The sequence below is a fragment of the Bradyrhizobium sp. JR4.3 genome (assembly GCF_040547695.1).
GTDB classification, from domain to species: domain Bacteria; phylum Pseudomonadota; class Alphaproteobacteria; order Rhizobiales; family Xanthobacteraceae; genus Bradyrhizobium; species Bradyrhizobium canariense.
Genome location: NZ_JBEPQF010000002.1, coordinates 365,101 through 383,994 on the forward strand (window position 1 = coordinate 365,101; position 18,894 = coordinate 383,994).

General features: G+C 64.0%; 15 protein-coding genes. 2 read left to right on the top strand and 13 right to left on the bottom strand.

Going from position 1 to position 18,894, the window contains the following annotated elements:
- Nucleotides 1-83: 83 nt before the first annotated feature.
- Genes ABIB91_RS05035 through ABIB91_RS05045 form a run of 3 tightly spaced genes read right to left on the bottom strand, consistent with a single transcriptional unit; the run spans nucleotide 84 to nucleotide 3,629 of the window.
- Nucleotides 84-815, bottom strand: coding sequence for an ABC transporter ATP-binding protein (locus ABIB91_RS05035; protein WP_354159516.1), 732 nt, complete (start codon nucleotides 813-815; stop codon nucleotides 84-86).
- Complete coding sequence (locus ABIB91_RS05040; protein WP_007599692.1) at nucleotides 812-2,581, bottom strand: branched-chain amino acid ABC transporter ATP-binding protein/permease; 1,770 nt, start codon at nucleotides 2,579-2,581, stop codon at nucleotides 812-814. The genes ABIB91_RS05035 and ABIB91_RS05040 overlap by 4 nt, the downstream gene beginning before the upstream one ends.
- 7 nt (nucleotides 2,582-2,588) lie before the next feature.
- A complete protein-coding gene (locus ABIB91_RS05045) occupies nucleotides 2,589-3,629 on the bottom strand; it encodes a branched-chain amino acid ABC transporter permease (protein WP_007599693.1) in 1,041 nt (346 codons plus the stop codon).
- 176 nt (nucleotides 3,630-3,805) lie between these two features.
- On the opposite strand from ABIB91_RS05045, the gene ABIB91_RS05050 reads away from it, so the two are divergent.
- A complete protein-coding gene (locus tag ABIB91_RS05050; protein WP_219682933.1) occupies nucleotides 3,806-4,327 on the top strand; it encodes a MarR family winged helix-turn-helix transcriptional regulator in 522 nt (173 codons plus the stop codon).
- 59 nt (nucleotides 4,328-4,386) lie between these two features.
- On the opposite strand, the gene ABIB91_RS05055 is transcribed toward ABIB91_RS05050, so the two are convergent.
- The 10 genes from ABIB91_RS05055 to ABIB91_RS05100 form a co-directional block, all read right to left on the bottom strand.
- Nucleotides 4,387-6,483 carry a putative bifunctional diguanylate cyclase/phosphodiesterase gene (locus tag ABIB91_RS05055; RefSeq protein WP_354159513.1) on the bottom strand — a complete coding sequence of 699 codons (2,097 nt, stop codon included), beginning with the start codon at nucleotides 6,481-6,483 and terminating at the stop codon, nucleotides 4,387-4,389.
- Nucleotides 6,484-6,705: 222 nt separating this feature from the next.
- Nucleotides 6,706-7,989 (bottom strand): glycerate kinase type-2 family protein, encoded by a 1,284-nt coding sequence (locus ABIB91_RS05060; RefSeq protein WP_354159511.1) that lies wholly within the window; start codon nucleotides 7,987-7,989, stop codon nucleotides 6,706-6,708.
- Between the two features lie 193 nt (nucleotides 7,990-8,182).
- Nucleotides 8,183-9,412: an ABC transporter substrate-binding protein gene (locus tag ABIB91_RS05065; protein WP_007599704.1), complete on the bottom strand. Its 1,230-nt coding sequence runs from the start codon at nucleotides 9,410-9,412 to the stop codon at nucleotides 8,183-8,185.
- 239 nt (nucleotides 9,413-9,651) lie between these two features.
- Nucleotides 9,652-10,878 carry an ABC transporter substrate-binding protein gene (locus ABIB91_RS05070; RefSeq protein ID WP_354159509.1) on the bottom strand — a complete coding sequence of 409 codons (1,227 nt, stop codon included), beginning with the start codon at nucleotides 10,876-10,878 and terminating at the stop codon, nucleotides 9,652-9,654.
- Between the two features lie 120 nt (nucleotides 10,879-10,998).
- The gene (locus ABIB91_RS05075) at nucleotides 10,999-12,234 is read right to left on the bottom strand and encodes an ABC transporter substrate-binding protein (RefSeq protein ID WP_007599706.1); all 1,236 of its coding nucleotides are present in this window, start codon (nucleotides 12,232-12,234) and stop codon (nucleotides 10,999-11,001) included.
- Between the two features lie 31 nt (nucleotides 12,235-12,265).
- The gene (locus tag ABIB91_RS05080; RefSeq protein WP_007599707.1) at nucleotides 12,266-13,282 is read right to left on the bottom strand and encodes a branched-chain amino acid ABC transporter permease; all 1,017 of its coding nucleotides are present in this window, start codon (nucleotides 13,280-13,282) and stop codon (nucleotides 12,266-12,268) included.
- 2 nt (nucleotides 13,283-13,284) lie between these two features.
- The gene (locus ABIB91_RS05085; protein WP_007599708.1) at nucleotides 13,285-14,163 is read right to left on the bottom strand and encodes a branched-chain amino acid ABC transporter permease; all 879 of its coding nucleotides are present in this window, start codon (nucleotides 14,161-14,163) and stop codon (nucleotides 13,285-13,287) included.
- 12 nt (nucleotides 14,164-14,175) lie between these two features.
- Entirely contained in the window at nucleotides 14,176-14,889 is a 714-nt protein-coding gene (locus tag ABIB91_RS05090; RefSeq protein WP_007599709.1) for an ABC transporter ATP-binding protein, read from the bottom strand.
- The gene (locus tag ABIB91_RS05095) at nucleotides 14,886-15,683 is read right to left on the bottom strand and encodes an ABC transporter ATP-binding protein (protein WP_007599710.1); all 798 of its coding nucleotides are present in this window, start codon (nucleotides 15,681-15,683) and stop codon (nucleotides 14,886-14,888) included. Before ABIB91_RS05095 ends, ABIB91_RS05090 begins: the two co-directional genes overlap by 4 nt.
- A 66-nt stretch (nucleotides 15,684-15,749) precedes the next feature.
- Complete coding sequence (locus ABIB91_RS05100) at nucleotides 15,750-16,616, bottom strand: IclR family transcriptional regulator (protein WP_007599713.1); 867 nt, start codon at nucleotides 16,614-16,616, stop codon at nucleotides 15,750-15,752.
- A gap of 128 nt (nucleotides 16,617-16,744) precedes the next feature.
- Here ABIB91_RS05100 and ABIB91_RS05105 point away from each other — a divergent pair, with 128 nt between their 5' ends.
- Nucleotides 16,745-18,841: a 3-hydroxyacyl-CoA dehydrogenase NAD-binding domain-containing protein gene (locus tag ABIB91_RS05105; RefSeq protein WP_354159505.1), complete on the top strand. Its 2,097-nt coding sequence runs from the start codon at nucleotides 16,745-16,747 to the stop codon at nucleotides 18,839-18,841.
- Nucleotides 18,842-18,894 lie beyond the last annotated feature (53 nt).

The following is an 18,894-nucleotide window of genomic DNA, read 5'->3' on the forward strand; positions in this document are numbered from 1 at the left end:
CTCATCCGGCGCTTCGCGCCACCTTCTCCCGCAAGGGGAGAAGGGAAGAAGACAGCGCGTGCGGCGTCAGCAATTTCTCGAACTTACAGCCCGCTCGCGCCTTCGTGCTGGAAGCCGAGATAGCTGGCGGCGACGCGCTCGTTCGCCGCAATGTCGCTGGCCTTACCGCTGAGCACGAACTCGCCGAGCTCCATGACATAGGCCTGATCCGCGATCTTCAATGCGGCCTGCGCGTTCTGCTCGACCAGCAGTACGGAGACGCCGGCGGCGCGCAGTTCGGTGACGATGCGGAAAATGTCGGCGACGATGATCGGGGCGAGGCCGAGGCTCGGCTCGTCCAGCATCAGGAGCTTGGGCTCGCCCATCAGGGCGCGGCCCATTGCGAGCATCTGCTGCTCGCCGCCGGAGAGCGTGCCGGCGAGCTGCTTGCGCCGTTCCTTGAGCCGCGGAAACAGCGCGTAGACCCGCTCCATCGAGGCTTTCGCCTTGCTTCTCTCGATGCGGAAGGCCCCCAACTCGAGATTGTCCTCGACATTCATGGTCACGAACAATTCGCGGTGCTCGGGAACGAGGCCAAGTCCCATGGCGACGCGGTCCTCGATGTCGAGTCGCGACAGATCCTGACCTGCGAATGCCACGCGCCCCTTCAGCGGAAAGATGCCCATGATCGCGGAGAGCAGCGTGGTCTTGCCGGCGCCATTGGCGCCGACGATGGTGACGATCTGGTTCTGGCCGACTTCGAGCGAGACCGAGCGCACGGCCTCGACCTTGCCATAGGCGACATGGGCGTCGGCGACGGACAACAGCGCGCTCATGCCGCCACTCCGAGATAGGCCTTGATCACTTCGGGATTGGTCTTGATCGTGGCCGGCGTTCCTTCCGCGATCTTGGTGCCGAAATCGAGCACCACGATGCGGTCGGCGAGGTTCATGACGAAGCCCATGTCGTGCTCGACAAGCAGCACGCTCATGCCGCCGTCGCGCAGCTCCCGCAGGAGGCTCGCGAGCCGCTGCTTCTCCATGTGGCGCAGGCCGGCGGCCGGCTCGTCGAGCAGCAGCAGCATCGGATCGACGCACAACGCACGGGCGATCTCGACGATCCGTTGCTGTCCCAGCGAAAGCGAGCCTGCGAGCTGATGCATCTGCTCGCCAAGTCCGACCCGCTCGATCTGGCGGGCGGCTTCGGCGAGCAGCTTTGCCTCATCAGTGCGGTCGAGCCGCAGCATCGAGGAGATCGGCCCCGAATGGCCGCGCAGATGCGCGCCGATCGCGACGTTTTCCAGCACGGTCATGTCAGGCACCAGCTTGACGTGCTGGAAGGTGCGGGAGATGCCGAGCTTGACGATCTCCTGCGGCGGTGCCCTGTCGACCTTGTTGCCGAGCACGGAGATCGAGCCTGAGGTGGCCGACAGCACGCCGGTGATCAGGTTGAAGGTGGTGCTCTTGCCGGCGCCGTTGGGGCCGATCAGCGCGACGATCTCGCGAGCCAGGACGTCGAAGGAGACGTTGTTCACCGCGACCACGCCGCCAAATTGCTTCCGGGCCTTCTCGACCTGAAGCAGGACGCTGGATTGGCCGGGGGAGCGGGTGCGCTGCTCCAGCTTGAGCGAGGTGTCCGGCTTTTTGCCACCGGTGCGCTGGGGCAGGAACGACATCAGCCAGGGCCAGACGCCGCCGGGTGCGAGCTGAAGCAGCGCCACCAGCATGATGCCGAACACGATGGTCTCGACCTGGCCGGAGCCGGGCAGGATCAGCGGCAGATAGCTCTGCAGCACTTCCTTGAGGACCACGACGAGCGCTGCGCCCAGGACGCCACCCCAGACATAGCCGGCGCCGCCGACCACGGCGATGAAGAGATACTCGATGCCGGCCTGCGCGCCGAACGGCGTCGGGTTCACCGCGCGCTGAAGATGGGCGTAAAGCCAGCCGGAGAGGCCGGCGAGCACGGCGGCATGGATGAACACCAGCATTTTCGCCCGCGGCGTGTGCACGCCGAACGCCTCGGCCGCGACATGGCCGCGCCGGAGTGCGCGGATGGCGCGGCCGGTGCGGGAGTCCAGCAGGTTCATCGTGAGCAGCGCCGAGAGGATCACGGCAACCCAGATCGCGTAGTAGATCGAGCCGGGCGAGAGCATTTTGAACGAGCCGATCGACAGCGGCGGGATCGCCGAGATGCCGTCGTTTCTTCCCAGGAATTCGAGCTTGCTGAAGAGATAGAACAAGCCGAGCCCCCAGGCGAGCGTGCCGAGCGGCAGATAATGGCCGGAGAGACGGACCGTGACGAGGCCGAGCAGCACCGCCAGCAATCCGCTGACCAGCAGCGACAATGGGAGCGTTAGCCAGGGCGACATGCCGTAGGTCGTTGACAGCACCGCGGTGGTGTAGGCGCCGAAGCCAACGAAGGCCGCTTGTCCGAACGAGGTCAGGCCGCCGACGCCGGTCAGCAGCACGAGGCCCATCGCGACCAGGGCGGTGAGGCCGACATTGTCGAGCAGCACGATCCAGAACGGGGGCATGCCCGGAACAAAGGGGATCGCCGCCATAATCAGCGCGAAGATGAGGATGGGGAGCCGGCTCTGCATCTTGGCGTCAGTCCTTCTCTTCCTCGACCGCAGGCGCTGCGAGCGATCGCAGCAGCAGCACGGGAATCAAGAGCATGAAAACGATCACCTCCTTGTAGTTGGAGGCATAGAAGGACGAGAACGCCTCGACGATGCCGACGACCAGCGCCGCGACCGCGGTGAGGGGGTAGCTGACAAGCCCGCCGATGATCGCGGCGACAAAGCCCTTCAGGCCGATCAGGAAGCCCGAGTCGTAATAGAGCGTCGTGATCGGCACGATCATGATGCCCGACAGTGCGCCGATGACGGACGCCAGTAGGAAGGCGATCTGCCCGGATAGCGTGGTGCGGATGCCGACGAGCCGGGCACCGAGCCGGTTCACGGCGGTCGCGCGCAGCGCCTTGCCGTAGAGTGTCAGCCCGAAGAACAGCCACAGCCCGACGATGAAGGCGATGGTAATGCCGTAGACCGTGATGCTCTGGCCTGTGAAGCGCAGCGCGCCGGTGGTGAAAGATCCCGACAGTACGGCAGGTCCGCGCTGACCTTCGGCGCCGAAGAACAATAGGCCCAAACCCTGAAGTGCGAGGTGGACGCCCACCGAGGCGATCAGCAGCACCAGCACCGAAGTGTGCGCCAGCGGCTGGAATGCGATGCGGTAGAGAAACAGGCCGATCATCGCCACGATCACCAGCGACAGCGCGATGCAGACCGCAACCGGCGGCTTCTGAGCGGTGTAGTAGACAGTCAGCGCCAGCACGATGGCCGGCAGCACGATGTTGGTCAGGATGCTGCGCAGCACCAGGCGCCCGTGCAACGCCTTGCGCGCGGCGAACAGGTCGAACGCGAAGGCGCCAAGGCCCAGGGCGAGCGCGAGTTTCGCCGTACCCGGCATCTGGCCCGCGGCCAGCGAGGCATAGGTCAGCGCGCCATAGGTGACGAATTCGCCCTGCGGGATGAGGATGACGCGGGTGACGGCGAACACCAGCACCAGCGCCAGGCCGAGCAGCGCATAAATCGCGCCATTGGTGATGCCGTCCTGCAGCAGGAACAGCATGATGGTGGTATTCAAGACCGGACGCTCCCCCTCAAAGATTCAGGACCGGTCCCCTGATTGTGGTGGACGGTCCGCTCACAGCCATTGAACAGCGCTGACGATATTTGGTATGGTCCATAACAATTATCAAATATAACATCAAGAGTGGCGAACGATCCTCCCGAACTTAACGGGATTGCGAGCATGAGGCGATGACCGTTTCCAAAACCGCTGAAAAGTCCTCTGAAAAACCCGCCGAGACCGCCAAGGGCCGCAAGGACGCGGCCGACGGGCCTGGCGAAGCCCTCCAGCTCGGCGAGCTCTCGGAGCAGCTCGGCTATGTCCTGAAGCGGGCACAGCTCAAGGTGTTCGAGAACTTCCTGCGCTGCATGGCCTCGCTCCAGCTCACGCCGGCGCAGTTCTCCGTGCTGCTGCTGGTCGAGAAAAACCCCGGCCGTAACCAGACCGAGATCGCCTCCACCCTCGGCATCCTGCGCCCGAACTTCGTGGCGATGCTCGACAATCTCGAGAGCCGCGACCTTTGCGCGCGGATCCGCTCCACCAACGACCGCCGCTCGCACATCCTGGTGCTGACCGATAAGGGCAAGGCCGTGCTGGCCCGCGCCAAGAAGCTCGTCGCCACCAAGCACGAGGCGCGGCTGAACGAGGTGCTCGGGCCGTCCAACCGCGCAGCCCTGCTCGGGATGCTCTCGAAGATCGCCAACGAGTTTTGACGGTTGATTACCCCGGCGACCGGGCATCAAACCCGGAAGCGCGGGCGGGCTGGCGGCGGTTACGCCGCAGCGAACCGGTCGGGCATGGCAGGTGCTTCCGCGGACAGGAAACGGCGCTCGATTTCCACGGCGGGCAAGGGCGGGCTGAACAGATAGCCCTGCATTTCAGTGCAGCCCTCCGCTGCGATCCGGTCCCTTTGCTCCGCGGTCTCCACGCCCTCCGCCGTCGTCGTCATGCCCATCCCGCGCGCCAGCGCCGCCACCGCGCGCACGATGCTGAGGGATGCCGCATTGTTTTCCACGCCGCTGACGAACGACCGGTCGATCTTGATCTTGTCGAAGGGGAAGCATTGCAGATAGGTCAGTGACGAATAACCGGTGCCGAAATCGTCCATGGCGACCTTGATGCCGAGCGCCCGGAGCTGGTGCAGCGTCGTCAGCGTCCCATGCCTGTCCTGCAGCAAAACGCTTTCCGTGATCTCGATCTCCAGCCGCCGCGGATCGAGGCCGGAGGCCGCCAGGGTGCCGACGATCACCTCGGTCAGGCCCGGCTGGCGGAATTGCACCGCCGAGATATTGACGGCGACATGCAAATGGCTCGGCCACCGGCTTGCAGTGGCACAGGCCTGCCGGATCACCCACTCACCGATCGGCACGATCAGGCCGATCTCTTCCGCAAGCGGGATAAAGCTGTTCGGCGCGACCAGTCCGCGTCGTGGATGTCGCCAGCGGATCAAGGCTTCGAAGCCGCTGATCTCGCCGCCGTCGGTCTTCACGACCGGCTGGTAGTGCAGTTCGAACTCGCCGGCGGCAAGGCCGTTGTGCAGGTCCTGCTCCAGCGCGCGGCGGCTTTGCGCCTCTTCGCCCATGGCCGGTTCGAAGAAGCAGTGCATGCCGCGGCCGTCGCTTTTCGCGCGATACAGGGCTAGATCGGCATTGTGCAGGAGTTGCTCGGGCGTCGAGCCGTCGCCGGGCGCAATGGCGATCCCGATGCTCGCGCCCACAATAGCCTGGTGTCCGTCGAGCCCGAACGGAGCACTCAGCGTGCTGACAACGTCGCGCGCCAGCGTGTCCGCTTCGCTCGAATCGGAGATCGGCGACTGGAGGATGACGAATTCATCGCCACCCATACGCGCGACGGTATCGCTGTCGCGGGCGAGCTGCTTGAGGCGGCGGCTGACATCCTGCAGCAGGATGTCGCCGGCCTGATGGCCAAGGGTGTCGTTGACGGCCTTGAACTTGTCGAGATCGATGTGGTGGATCGCGAACATCCCGCCCTGTTCGAGCGCCTGCTTGAGGCGCTGACCGAGCAGGGCGCGATTGACGAGGTCCGTCAGCGCGTCGTGGTGCGCCATATGCGCGATCTGCAATTCCGCCTTGCGCTGCTCGGTGATGTCTTCGTGGGTCGCGACCCATCCGAGATCGGGCATCGGTCGGTGCCTGATCTTGAAGGTCCGCCCGTTCCGCATCTCGACGATGCTGTCCATGGCCTCGGCCGACGTGGCGACATCGGTCCGCCATGTGGCGTATTCCTCGCGCGTCATGGCCGGCACGCTGCCGGCTTCGAAGCGCAGGTCGAGGATCTCCTGGAGCGGCGTGCCCGGACGAACGCGGTCGGGCGGCAGGCCGTACATTTCGATATAGTGCGTGTTGCAGACCAGCAGCCGGTGGTCGGCGCTGAAGAAGCAAAGTCCCTGCGACATGTTGTTGATCGCGATGTCGAACTGGAAATTGCGTTCCTGTAGCCGCGCACTGAGCTCTTCGCGCTCTGTAATGTCCTCGTGCGTCGCCATGCCGCCGCCGTCGGGCAGGGGATGGATGGTGTAGGCGATGATTCGTCCGTCGGCGAACTGCTGAACCGTCTGCTCGCTGACGACCGAACCCTCGGTGCGGGCACGGACATAGGCGCCGGCTTCTCCGCCGATGTTCAGGCCCAGTTCGAGCCGATGCTGGATCAGGTCCTTGATCGGCGTGCCCGGATGCACCTGCTCGGGCGAGAGCGCGTACATCTCGCGGTAGCGCGGATTGCAGAAAATGACCCTGCGGTCGCTGCCGAACAGGATGATCCCGAGCCACAGATTATTGGCGGCGCACTTGAGCAGCTCGCCGAGCACGAGCGGATCAATGCTTGCGACCTCCTGATCATTCTCCGCCATGCGCCTTGCCCCCGAAACGACGCGATTAGAGCAGGCGGTGGTGAATCAGCCCAACAATTCGCCCAGTTTCGGGACATGTTCCTGAAACTGCGGCGAACGCGAGGTTAAGGGCGGCGATGCCCGCCCCCTGGAAAAGAGGACGCCGACAAGAATTCAGAGATCGTTAACCATGTCGTCCCGCCGAACCGCGCGCGGTGCCGGCGGGATGGCGATGCCGCCCGATCAGTCGACCAGGATCACCCGGATATCGTTCACATTGGTCAGCGTGGGACCCGGCAGCAACAGGTCGCCCGTCGCCTCGAAGAACGTCGTCGCATCGTTGTTGTCGAGATAGGCCTGCGGCTGCAGCCCCTGCGCCCTCATCTTCGCGAACGTCGCCGCGTCGATCAGCGCGCCGGCGGGGTCGGTGGGGTGGCCGGCGCCGCCATCGGCGCCGTCGGTGTCGCCGGCGAGCGCGGAGATGTCAGGCGTGTCCTTCAAGAGGCCGGCGAGCGCCAGCGCGTATTCCTGGTTCGGGCCGCCGCGGCCCTGGCCGCGCACGGTGACCGTGAGCTCGCCGCCGGAGAGGATCGCCACGCGCTTGCCTTCCGCGCGGGCCTGAAGCGCCAGCCTGGCGTGAGCGGCGGCAACGTCGCGGGCCTCGCCTTCGAGGTCGGCGCCGAGATCGATCGTCTCGTAACCGGCCTCATGCGCGAGCCTCACCGCAGCGTCGAGCGATTGCTTCGGACGTGCGATCAGTTCGAAATGCGCGCGCGCGAACGCTGCGTCACCGGGCTTGCAGCTCTCGTTGGCGGGGTCGTCCAGCGCGCGGCGGACGGCATCGTCGATGTCGAGCTTGTATTTGCCGACGATGGCGCGCGCATCATTGAGCGTGGTCGGATCGGGCACGGTCGGACCCGAGGCGATCGCCGAGGGGTCGTCATGCGGCACGTCGGAGATCGCGAGCGTCACGATCTCCGCGGCATTTTTGCCCGCGCGCGCCAGCCGGCCGCCCTTGATCCGCGACAGATGCTTGCGCACGACATTCATCTCGCCGATCGGCGCGCCGGAGCGCAGCAGCGCCTTGTTGACCGCCTGCTTCTGCGCGAAGCTGATGCCGTCCACGGGCGCGATCCAGTTCGCGGAGCCGCCGCCGGTGAGCAAGACCAAAAGCAAATCGTCGGGCCCGGCCTCGGCTGCGAGCGCGAGCGTATCGGCCGCGCCCTTCAGGCCGGCTTCGTCAGGCACGGGATGACCGGCCTCGACCACGCGGATGCGGCGCGTCGGCACGCCGTAGCCGTGTCGCGTGGTGGCGATGCCGACGAGACGTTCCGGCGCGAGCCCGAGCGCGTCGAGATAATGCCGCTCGGCGGCGGCGGCCATCGCGGCCGCGCCCTTGCCGGCGGCGAGACAGATCACGCGTCCCCTTGGCGCGGGCCGCAGATGCGGCGCCAGAATCGTGCTCGGATGAGCGGCGGCAACGGCGGCGTCGTAGAGCGCGCGGAGCAGGGGGCGTCGATCGGACATGACGAAGGGCCTTGAGCGGACAGGAAAGACTGGCGGCAAACGCGCCGCTCACCTGCCTACCGCATCATGCGCCAAAGCGTAAGCCGGCTTCACCATCATTCGATTGTGCAATCGCGTGATCATAATCGACGCGCAAGCAAAAACCCCCTGCGATGGTTCGCAGGGGGTTTTCATCGTCGTGGGTATCAGGCGGTTAGCCGCCGACGTCGGCGCTGATCACGTCACCGAACAGCTCCCACTTGTCGCCCTTGAACTTCTCGAGCTGGAGCTGGCTGATCGGCGCGAAGTCGGTCGGAGAGGTGTTGATCTGCACGCCCGGCAGCAGCACTTCGGTGCGGAAGTTCTTCAGGCTGGCGGCCTGCTTCATGACGTTCGCGCGCGTGAGATCGTCGCCGCACTGCTTGAGGACTTGGACCAGGGTCTGCGCCACGCCGTAGCCGACGATGGTGCCGTGGTCGAGCTTGTCGCCGTCCGGAAAGTACTTGTTCATGAACGCGACGAAGTCCTTCATGCCGGGATCGCTGTTCCACGCCGGATCCGAAATGTCCTTCAGGTAGTCGGCGGAGATGATGTCCTGCGAGTTCTCGAACCCGGCGGGCTTGAGCACGCTGCCGACGGACGCCGAGACGTTGTTGAGGAAGTGCAGCGGCTTCCAGCCGATCTCGGCATTCTTCTTGATTGCCTGCGCCGCGAATTTCGGCGTCGTGATGTTCATGAAGACGTCGGCGCCGGTCGATTTCAGCTTGACGATGTGGTTGTCGATGGTCGGCTCGGAGGTCTCGTAGCTCTCCTCCATGACGATCATCGACGCGGCCTTGGCGCCGAGGCCGTCCTTCAGGCCCTTGAGATAATCCTTGCCGTAATCGTCGTTTTGGAACAGCACGGCGATCTTGGCATCCGGCTTGTTCTTGAGCAGCCATTTCGCGTAGATCTGCGTCTCGCTCTGGTAATTGGGCTGCCAGCCCATGGTCCAGGGGAAATCCTTCGGGTCGTTCCACTTGGTGGCGCCGGTCGCGACGAAGAGCTGCGGCACCTTCTTCGAGTTCATGTATTTGTGAATCGCGGAGTTCGGCGGCGTGCCGAGCGAGTTGAAGATGAACAGCACCTCGTCGCTCTCGACCAGCTTGCGCGCCTGCTCCACCGTCTTCGGCGGCGAGTAGGCGTCATCGTAGCTGATGAAGTTGATCTTGCGGCCGTTGATGCCGCCTTCGTCGTTGATCTTCTTGAAATAGGCCGCTTCCGTCCGTCCGATGATGCCGTAGGCGGAGGCCGGTCCGCTGTAGGGCATGATGTTGCCGATCTTGATCTCGGTATCGGTCGCGCCGGTATCGTATTTCTTCTGGGCCGATGCAGTGGAGGCCGAGGCCGCAATGAGCGCGAGCGCGAGTGACGCGGCCGCAAGTTTGCCGGTGACAGCGGGCATTCCTATCTCCCTATTTTCTTGGTGTGTGCGCGTCCCTTTTCTTGTGTTGCCTGTTTTTGGTGACGCAGCCGCAATTCAATACGATTTACCGGACGCCTTCAACAGAAAGCCCCTGCGGCGGGGGCGCAGGGGCTGCTTCTTTAGTAGTCACGGACGGGCGCGGGCTCGTGTGCGACTGCGAGAAGGTGCATCCGTCTGAGTTGACGAACCGATCTGGAGCGAGTTTGAGTTGCGTGGCTTCAGTGGCCGAGCTCGCTCGAGATGATGTCCCCGAACAGCTCCCATTTCCGACCCTTGAACCGCATCATCTGGAGCTGCTCGATCGGGGCGAAATTATCGGCTGCGGTGTTGATCTTGATGCCGGGCAACAGGGTGTCGGGCTCGAAATCCTTCAGGCTTGCCGCCTGCTTCATGACGTTGTCGCGGGTGAGGTCGTCGCCGCACATTTGCAGCACCTTCACCATGGTCTGCGCGGCGGCATAGCCGAACACCACGCCGGCATCGAGCTTGTTGGCCTTGGGATCGTATTTGGCGAGGAAGTTGTAGAACTTCTTCATGCCGTCATCGGCATTCCATTGCGGGTCGGAGCCGTCCTTGGTGTAGCTCGCCGACAGGATGCCTTGCGAGATCTCGAGCCCCGCCGGCTCGAGCACGCCGCCGACCGAAGCCGAGACGTTGGAGATGATGTGGACCGGATGCCAGCCGATCTCGGCCGCTTTCTTGATCGCTTGCGCTGCAAATTTCGGCGTGGTGATGCTGACGAAGATGTCGGCGCCGGAGGCCTTCAATTTCACGACGTGCTCGTCGATCGCCGGCTCCGAAGTGTCGTAACCGTCTTCCAGCACGATCATCGAGGCCTTGGGCCCAAGGCCGTCCTTCAGCCCCTTGAGATAGTCCTTGCCGAAATCGTCGTTCTGGTAGAGCACGCCGATCTTGCCGTCCGGCTTCTCCTTCATGATGTACTTGGCGTAGATGCGCGCCTCGCTCGCGTAGCTCGGCTGCCAGCCCATGGTCCAGGGATATTGCTTCGGATCGTTCCACTTCGAAGCGCCGCTCGCCACGAACAATTGCGGCACCTTCTTCTCGTTCATGTATTTGCGAATGGCGCCGTTGGTGGAGGTGCCGAGCGAGCCGAAGATCAGCAGCACCCCGTCGCTCTCGACCAGCTTGCGGGCCTGCTCCACCGTCTTCGGCGGCGAATAGCCGTCGTCGTAGGTGATGAACTTGATCTTGCGGCCGGCGATGCCGCCCTCGGCATTGATCTTGTTGAAATAGGCTTCCTCGGCTTTGCCGATCGCCGCATAGGCGGAGGCCGGGCCGCTATAGGGCATGATGTTGCCGATCTTGATCTCGGTATCGGAAGCGCCGCTGTCGTATTTCTTCTGCGCCAGGGCCGGGCTGCCCATCGCAGTGCACAACGCGAATGCGGCCAGTACGCCCGCAACCTGAAATCGAACGGCAGTCATCTTTCACCACCCGGAACGGATCGCCGCCGCATTGAACAAGATTGATGCGGGACGTCAACAAAAAGCCCCCGCGATCGTTCGCGGGGGCTTCTCGAGCTGTCGGACTATTGCGTCAGAGGGTCACTCGGTGGCGATGTCGCCGCTGATGATCTCGCCGAAGAGTTCCCACTTCTCGCCCTTGAAGCGCTGCATCTGGAGCTGCGCGATCGGGGCGAAGTCGGTGGGGCCGGTGTTGATCTTGACGCCGGGCAGCAAGGTGTCCGGTGCGAAATCCTTCAACGAGGCCGCCTGCTTCATGATGTTGGCCCGGGTCAGATCGTCGCCGCACATCTCCAGGACCTTGGCCAGCGTCGACGCTGCGCCGTAGCCATAGACCATGCTGGTGTCGGACTTGTCGGCACCCGGCATGTACTTGTCGACGAACTCGTTCCACTTCTTCATGCCGGGGTCGTTGGCCCACTGCGGGTCCGTGGAGTCCTTGGCATAGGCGGCCGACAGCACGCCCTGTGAGGCCTCGAAGCCGGCCGGCTTCATCACGCTGCCGACCGAGATCGACACGTTGGTGAGGATCTGCAGCGGCTTCCAGCTCAGCTCCGCGGTCTTCTTGATGGTCTGGGCCGCGAACTTCGGCGTCGCGTAGATCAGGAGCACGTCGGGATTGGCCGCCTTAATCTTGACGATGTGACCGTCGATCGAGGGCTCGGACACCTCGTAGCTTTCTTCCATGATGATCATGGACGCGCCCTTGGCGCCCAAGCCGTCCTTGGTGCCCTTGAGGTAGTCTTTGCCGAAATCGTCGTTCTGATAGAGGATCGCGATCTTGGCGTCGGGCTTTTCCTTCAACAGCCATTTCGCGTAGATCTGCGCTTCGCTCTGGTAGGAGGGCTGCCAGCCCATGGTCCAGGGGAAGTTCTTCGGGTCGTTCCACTTGGTGGCGCCGGTGGCGACGAACAGCTGCGGGATCTTCTTGGCGTTCAAATACTTCTGGATCGCGCTGTTCGAGGGCGTGCCGAGCGGGTTGAACACGACGATCACTTCGTCGCTCTCGACCAGCTTGCGGACCTGCTCCACGGCCTTCGGCGGCGAATAGCCGTCGTCATAGGTGACGAAGTTGATCTTGCGGCCGTTGATGCCGCCCTTGTCGTTGATCATCTTGAAATAGGCTTCTTCGGTCTTGCCGATGATGCCATAGGCCGACGCCGGACCGCTGTACGGCATGATGTTGCCGATCTTGATCTCGGTATCGGACGCGCCGGTGTCGTATTTTTTCTGGGCAAAAGCGGCGCCGGAGGTGAGAGTGATGACCGCCGTTGCCGTTACCAGCGCAGCGGTTCGCAGTGTTCTTTCAAAAAACAATTCGGGTCTCCTTGGCTTAATCAACGGGTTGTCAGTTCTTTCTGAGCCGGCCGACGAGTTGCTGGCCCATGATCGCGATCTGCCTCGCGCCGTGCGGCACCAGGTAGATGACGGCGAACAGGAGTACGCCGAATACGGCGCCGGAGAGGCCCTTGGAGATGCCCTCCGCCATGTTCGGCACGAAGATGATGAAGGCTGCGCCGACGAACGAGCCGGGCAGCCAGCCGACGCCACCGACGACCATGCCGAGGAACAGCGAGATCGCGAGCGTGATCGTGTAGCTGTCGGGCGCGACGAACTGCACGGCGATGGCGCCAAGCGAGCCGGCAACGCCGGTGATGCCGGCGGACACGCCGAAGGCCAGTGTCTTGTACAGTGCGACGTTGACGCCCATCGAGGAGGCCGCGATCTCGTTGTCGCGGATCGCCATGAAGGCGCGGCCCGAGCGGGAGCGCAGCAGGTTCACAGAGAAGATGTAGATCGCGAGCACGACCGCGAGCGAGAAGTAGTAGAGCCATGTGTCCTGCGACATCGGCAACCCGAACGGCGCGTCGGGCTTGGTGACGACGAGGCCCTGCACGCCGCCCGTCCAGTGCTCGAGGAAGTTCAGCTTCAGCAGCTGCGGCATCGCGGTGGCAAGCGCAAAGGTCGCGAGCGCGAGATAGACGCCCGACAGCCGCAGTGCCGGCTTGCCGAACAGGTAGCCGAAGGCGAAGCAGACCGCGGCGGAAACCGGAATTGTCAGCGCATAGTTGACGTTGAAGTACTCCATCAGCACCGCCGACGTATAAGCGCCCACGGCATAGAAGGCGCTCTGGCCGAGCGAGAACTGGCCGGAGCCGCCCGTCAGAATGTTCAAGGCCAGCACCGCGAGCCCGTAGATCAGGAGCATCGTCATCTGGAAGATGATGAAGTTCTTGACGAACATCGGCACGATCAACAGCACCGCCAGCACTAACAGGGAGGTGCCCGTGCCCAGCGTCATCGCCCGCTTCGGAACCGCCTCGACGGCCGGGGCTTCCGTGACGACGTCTTCTGCAGCGCTCATGATCAAACTCGCTTGACGATTTGCCGGCCGAACAGGCCAGCGGGTTTGACGACCAGGACGGAAATGATCAGCGCGAGCGCGATCGGAAGCTTCAGCTCGTTGCCGACGCCGGGAATGTAGGTGCCGGCGAGGTTTTCGAAGACACCGACCAGGAAGCCGCCGACCACGGCGCCGAACGGGCTGGTCAGTCCGCCGAGCACCGCCGCGGCGAAGCCGTAGATCAGCACGCCGCCCATCATGTTGGGCTCGAGGAACACGACTGGTGCGATCAGCATGCCGGCGATCGCACCGATCGCGGACGCCATGCCCCAGCCCAGCGCAATCATCCAGCTGGTGTTGATGCCGACCAGCCGGGCCGATTCAGGCACGGAGGCGGCCGCGCGCATGGCGAGGCCGATCTTGGTGTACTGGAAGAAGAAGTAGAGGCCGAGCAGCAGCAGCACCGTGACGCCGATCATGCCGGCCTGGTGAGTCGAGATCAGCTGGCTGCCGAGGAACGGCGAGGAGCCGAACGGGGTCGGATACTGCTTGATGGTGAAGTCCCAGATCAGACCGGCCGAGGAGTTGATGATCGCGAACAGCGCGATGAAGCCGGCGACGTTGGTCAGCACCGGCGCCTTGGCGAGCGGCTTGAACAGGATGCGCTCGATCGCGATGCCGCCGACAAAGGACAATGCCAGCGTGATCACGAAGGCGGCCCAATAGGGGATGCCCCATTGCATCAGCTGCCAGGAGATGAAGGTCGAGAACATTGCCATCTCGCCCTGAGCGAAGTTGAGATGGTCGATCGCCTGATAGATCATGACCACGGCGAGCGCCATGCAGGCGTAGATCGCGCCCGTGGCGATGCCGGCCAGCACTTGGTTGGTGAACAGCTCCATCGTGCCGGCTCCTCAGTAACCCAGGTAGGATTTGCGGATTTCTTCGTTGTTCGCGATGTCCTTGGCGTTGCCCGACATCACGATGCGCCCGGTCTCGATCACATAGGCCTGGTCGGCGAGCTCGAGCGCGAGCTGGGCGTTCTGCTCGACCACCAGGATCGACACCTTGTCCTCGCGGTTGATCTTGCCGAGGATGCCGAACAGGTCGCGCACGACTAGCGGCGCCAGGCCGAACGAGGGCTCGTCCAGCAGCATTAGCCGCGGCCGCAGCATCAGGGCGCGGGCGACCGCGAGCATCTGCTGCTCGCCGCCCGAGAGCGTGCCGGCCTGCTGCGTATGCCGCTGCTTGAGCACCGGGAAATGCGCATACATGCGCTCGATGTCGGAGACGATGCCGGCGCTGTCCTTGCGGGTGATGGCGCCGAGCTGGAGGTTTTCCTCCACCGTCATGGTGGTGAAGGTGCCGCGGCCCTGCGGCACATGGGCGATGCCGAACCGCACGATGCTTTCGGTGGAGCGGTTGTTCAGCGGCTTGCCGTCGAACTCGATGCCGCCGGTCGAGCGCACCATGTTGCAGATCGCGCGCAGCGTGGTGGTCTTGCCGGCGCCGTTGGCCCCCAGCAGCGTGGTCAGCGATCCCTCGCTGAGCGAGAAGGAAAGGCCGTGGAGCGCCTGGACCTGGCCGTAATAGGCGCGCAGGTCCTTGACGTTGAGCAGCGTCGTCATTGGTCCTTGCTCCCGAGATAGGCCTTGATGACGTCGGGATCCGCCTGCACCTGGGCCGGCGTGCCTTCCGCGAGCTTCTTGCCGAAATTCAGCGCGACGACGTGGTCGGCGATCGACATCACGAGGCCCATGTGATGCTCGACCAGCAGCACGGTCATATGGCGTTCGTCGCGGATGCGGCGGATGAGGTCGCCGAGCACGTAGACTTCCTCGTGGTTGAGGCCGCCGGCGGGCTCGTCGAGCAGCAGGATCTTCGGATCGGCAGCGAGCGCGCGCGCCAGCTCGACGCGCTTCTGCGTGCCGAACGGCAGGCCCGACACGACGGTGTGGGCGACGTCCTCGAGGTCGAGATAGGCGAGGATCTCATGCACCTTCTTGTTGACGTCGCTCTCGCTGCGGCGAACCCAGGCCAGCCGCAGCGAGTCGCTGATGATGTCGCTGGAGGTGCGGGCATGGGTGCCGACGCGGACATTGTCCATAACAGACAAATTCGGAAACAGCGCCACGTTCTGGAAAGTGCGGCCGATGCCGATCTCCGCGATCCGGTGCGGCGGGCGCGTCAGGATGCTCGCGCCCTCCATCAGGATGTCGCCGGACGACGGCTGGTACAGCCGCGAGAGGCAGTTGAAGAGCGTGGTCTTGCCGGCGCCGTTAGGGCCGATCAAGCCGAGGATCTGGCCCTTGTGCATGTCAAAGGACACGCCGTTGAGCGCGACGATGCCGCCGAACACGACGCTGACGTCGCGAACCGCGAGCAGGGGCGATGTCCCCTGCGCGAGCTGTGCCTGCGTCATCTCGTCTCGCCCACTGTGTTCAGTGAGCGAAGGGGCGATGTGAACCGCTCCCGACGACGACAAAGGCTATCTGATCCCCTCGGCCACACGCGCAACTTTCCCTCCTGATTTCAGCTTTTTGCTGACGTCTTTTTTGGAATGCGGCATCAGACCCCCAAGTGCCGCTTCGATGTTCCTTACCATCGCAAGCAGACGCGGTCCAATGTCGTTGATCAAACGCTCTTCCGTGAAGCGGAATGCCGGCGCGCCGCAATTGAATGCGTAAGGACCGGTTCCGTCGTTGAGCCTGAGCGCGACGCCGGCGGCGCCGATATCGTCGTGCCAGTCGCCGACCGAAATCGCAAATCCGTATTTCGCGACCGTCTCGCCGGAGCGTTCCAAACCGTCGCGCATCTTGGGCCAGCGGCTGCCGTAATGTTCGCGCAAGACACGAGACAGTTCCGCCCGATCGTTTTCCTCGAGCGCCCAAAAATAGGCGCGACCCATCGCGCTGGTTGCAATCGGCACGCGGGAGCCGACGTCAAGTTGAACGCCGACCGTCTCGCTGCCGCGGCTTTGCCCGAAATAGATCATGCTGTGACGGTCGCGGCCGCCGACGGCAACGGCTCCGCCGGTCGCGCGCATCATTTCCTCGCGGAACGGTTCGGACAAATGCCGAACGCCGAGATTGGACAACGCGGCGTAGCCGAGCGCCATCGCGGCCGGCGCAAGCTGATATTTCTCGAAGCGGGGAACCGGCGTCAGATAGCCGAGCTTCGTCAACGTATAGGTCAGCCGCGAAACGGTCGGTTTGGGCAAATTGGTACGGGCCGCGATTTCCTGATTGCCAAGAAGTCCGTCGCTGGGCTGGAATGCGCGCAATACGTCCAGCCCGCGGGAAAGCGCGACGACGAAATTCCGATCGGTCGCTGTCTTCTTTCCTGTACGCTTCATCCCTGATCTGCTTCTTGCGCGGAGTCGTTGACAAGCCACGTGCTTCAAAATAACCCTGCCGTCAAGATGCGGAATTAAATTCCGCAGTGCGAAATTGAACAAAAGTTACCCCACCAAGGAGGGACACCGTGAGCGAAGTGGTCAAGCTTGAGCGTCATGACGAAGTCGGGATCGTCACGGTCGACAGCCCTCCGGTCAACGCGCTGAGCGCCGCGGTTCGCGGCGGAATTCTGGAATGCATCAAGGCCGCGGTCGCCGATCCCGCAATCAAGGGCATCGTGCTGACCTGCGCCGGCCGTACCTTCATCGCAGGCGCCGACATCACCGAATTCGGCAAGCCGCCGAAGCCGCCCGCCCTCAACGACGTGCTTTCCGAGATCGAGAATTCACCGAAGCCGGTCGTCGCCGCGATCCACGGCACCGCGCTCGGCGGCGGCCTCGAGGTCGCGCTCGCCTGTCATTTCCGTGTTGCGGTGAAGGAAGCCAAGCTCGGCCTGCCCGAGGTGAAGCTCGGCCTGCTGCCGGGCGCCGGTGGCACCCAGCGCCTGCCGCGCGCAGTCGGACCGGAGCTCGCGGTCAAGATGATCGTCGGCGGTGATCCGATCGGCGCTGCGGAAGCGCTGAAGAACGGTCTGATCGAGGAGATCGTCGAGGGCCCGGCCGCCGGAGGCGAAGCCTTCGTACGAAAGCTGCTGGCTGAAAAGCGTCCGCTGCGCCGCCTGCGTGACGACGACTCCAAGATCGCGGCGGCCAAGGCCGACCGCTCGATCTTCACCAATGCGGTCGCGGCCATGACCAAGAAGTCACGCGGCCTGGAAGCGCCGTTCGCGGCGGCCGACGCCGTCGGCTACGCCATCGACCTGCCATTCGATGAAGGGCTGAAGAAGGAGCGCGAGGGCTTCCTGAAGCTCGTTGCCAGCGATCAGTCCAAGGCGCAGCGTTATGCCTTCTTCGCCGAGCGCGAGGCCAGCAAGATCGCCGGCGTTCCTGAAGGGACCAAGCCGCGGCCCGTGAACCGCGTCGCCATCCTCGGCGCCGGTACGATGGGCGGCGGCATCGCGATGTCCTTTGCCAATGCCGGCGTTCCCGTCACTCTGATCGAGACCGGCGAGGAGCAGCTCAAGCGCGGCATGGGCATCATGCAGAAGAACTGGGAAGCGACCGCGGCGCGCGGCGGCATCCCGGCGGACGCGCCCGCCAAGCGCATGGCGCTGATCAACGGCGTCGTGGGCATCGAGAACGTCGGCGACGCCGACCTCGTCATCGAAGCCGTGTTCGAGACCATGGCAGTGAAGAAGGAAGTGTTCGGCAAGCTCGACCAGTACGTCAAGCCGGGCGCCGTGCTCGCCTCCAACACCTCGTACCTGAACATCGACGAGATCGCGAAGTCGACCAAGCGGCCGCAGGACGTGCTCGGCATGCACTTCTTCTCGCCCGCCAACGTCATGAAACTGTGCGAGATCGTGCGCGCCGACAAGACCGCGCCCGATGCCCTCGTCACGGCTGTCTCGATCGCACGCAAAATCGCAAAGGTGCCGGCCGTGGTCGGTGTCTGCGACGGCTTTGTCGGCAACCGCATGCTGGCCCAGCGCGGCAAGCAGTCGGAGAAACTGCTGTTCGAAGGCGCGCTGCCGCAGCAGGTCGACGCCGTCGTGACGAAGTTCGGCATGCCGATGGGGCCGTTCGCCATGGGCGACCTCGCCGGCCTCGACATCGGCTGGCGCTCGCGCAAGGACCGCGGCATCAAATCGGAGATCGCGGATGCGCTCTGTGAAGCCGGGCGCTTCGGCCAGAAGACCGGCAAGGGCTATTACAAATACGAAGCCGGCTCCCGTTCGGCGCTGCCCGACCCCGAAGTCGAGAAGCTGATCGACGAGACGCTGCTTCGATTGGGCCGCAAGAAGCGCGTCGTCAGCGACGACGAGATCCTCGAGCGCATGATGTATCCGATGATCAACGAGGGCGCGAAGATCCTGGAAGAAGGCATTGCCGCGCGGCCGTCCGATATCGACGTGGTCTGGCTCTATGGCTACGGCTGGCCGATCTACCGCGGCGGCCCGATGTTCTGGGCCGACACCGTCGGCCTCAAGCACATCGCCGATCGTCTCTCTTTCTATGCCAAGGAGACCAACGACCCCAGCCTCGAGCCCGCGCCGCTGCTGAAGAAGCTTGCGGCGGAGGGCAAGACCTTCGCCTCGCTCGCGGCCGGCTCGAAAGCGGCGTGATTGGATTGGGCTCGGTGATTGCGGACACCTTTGCCAGAGCAAGGCTCTCTCCG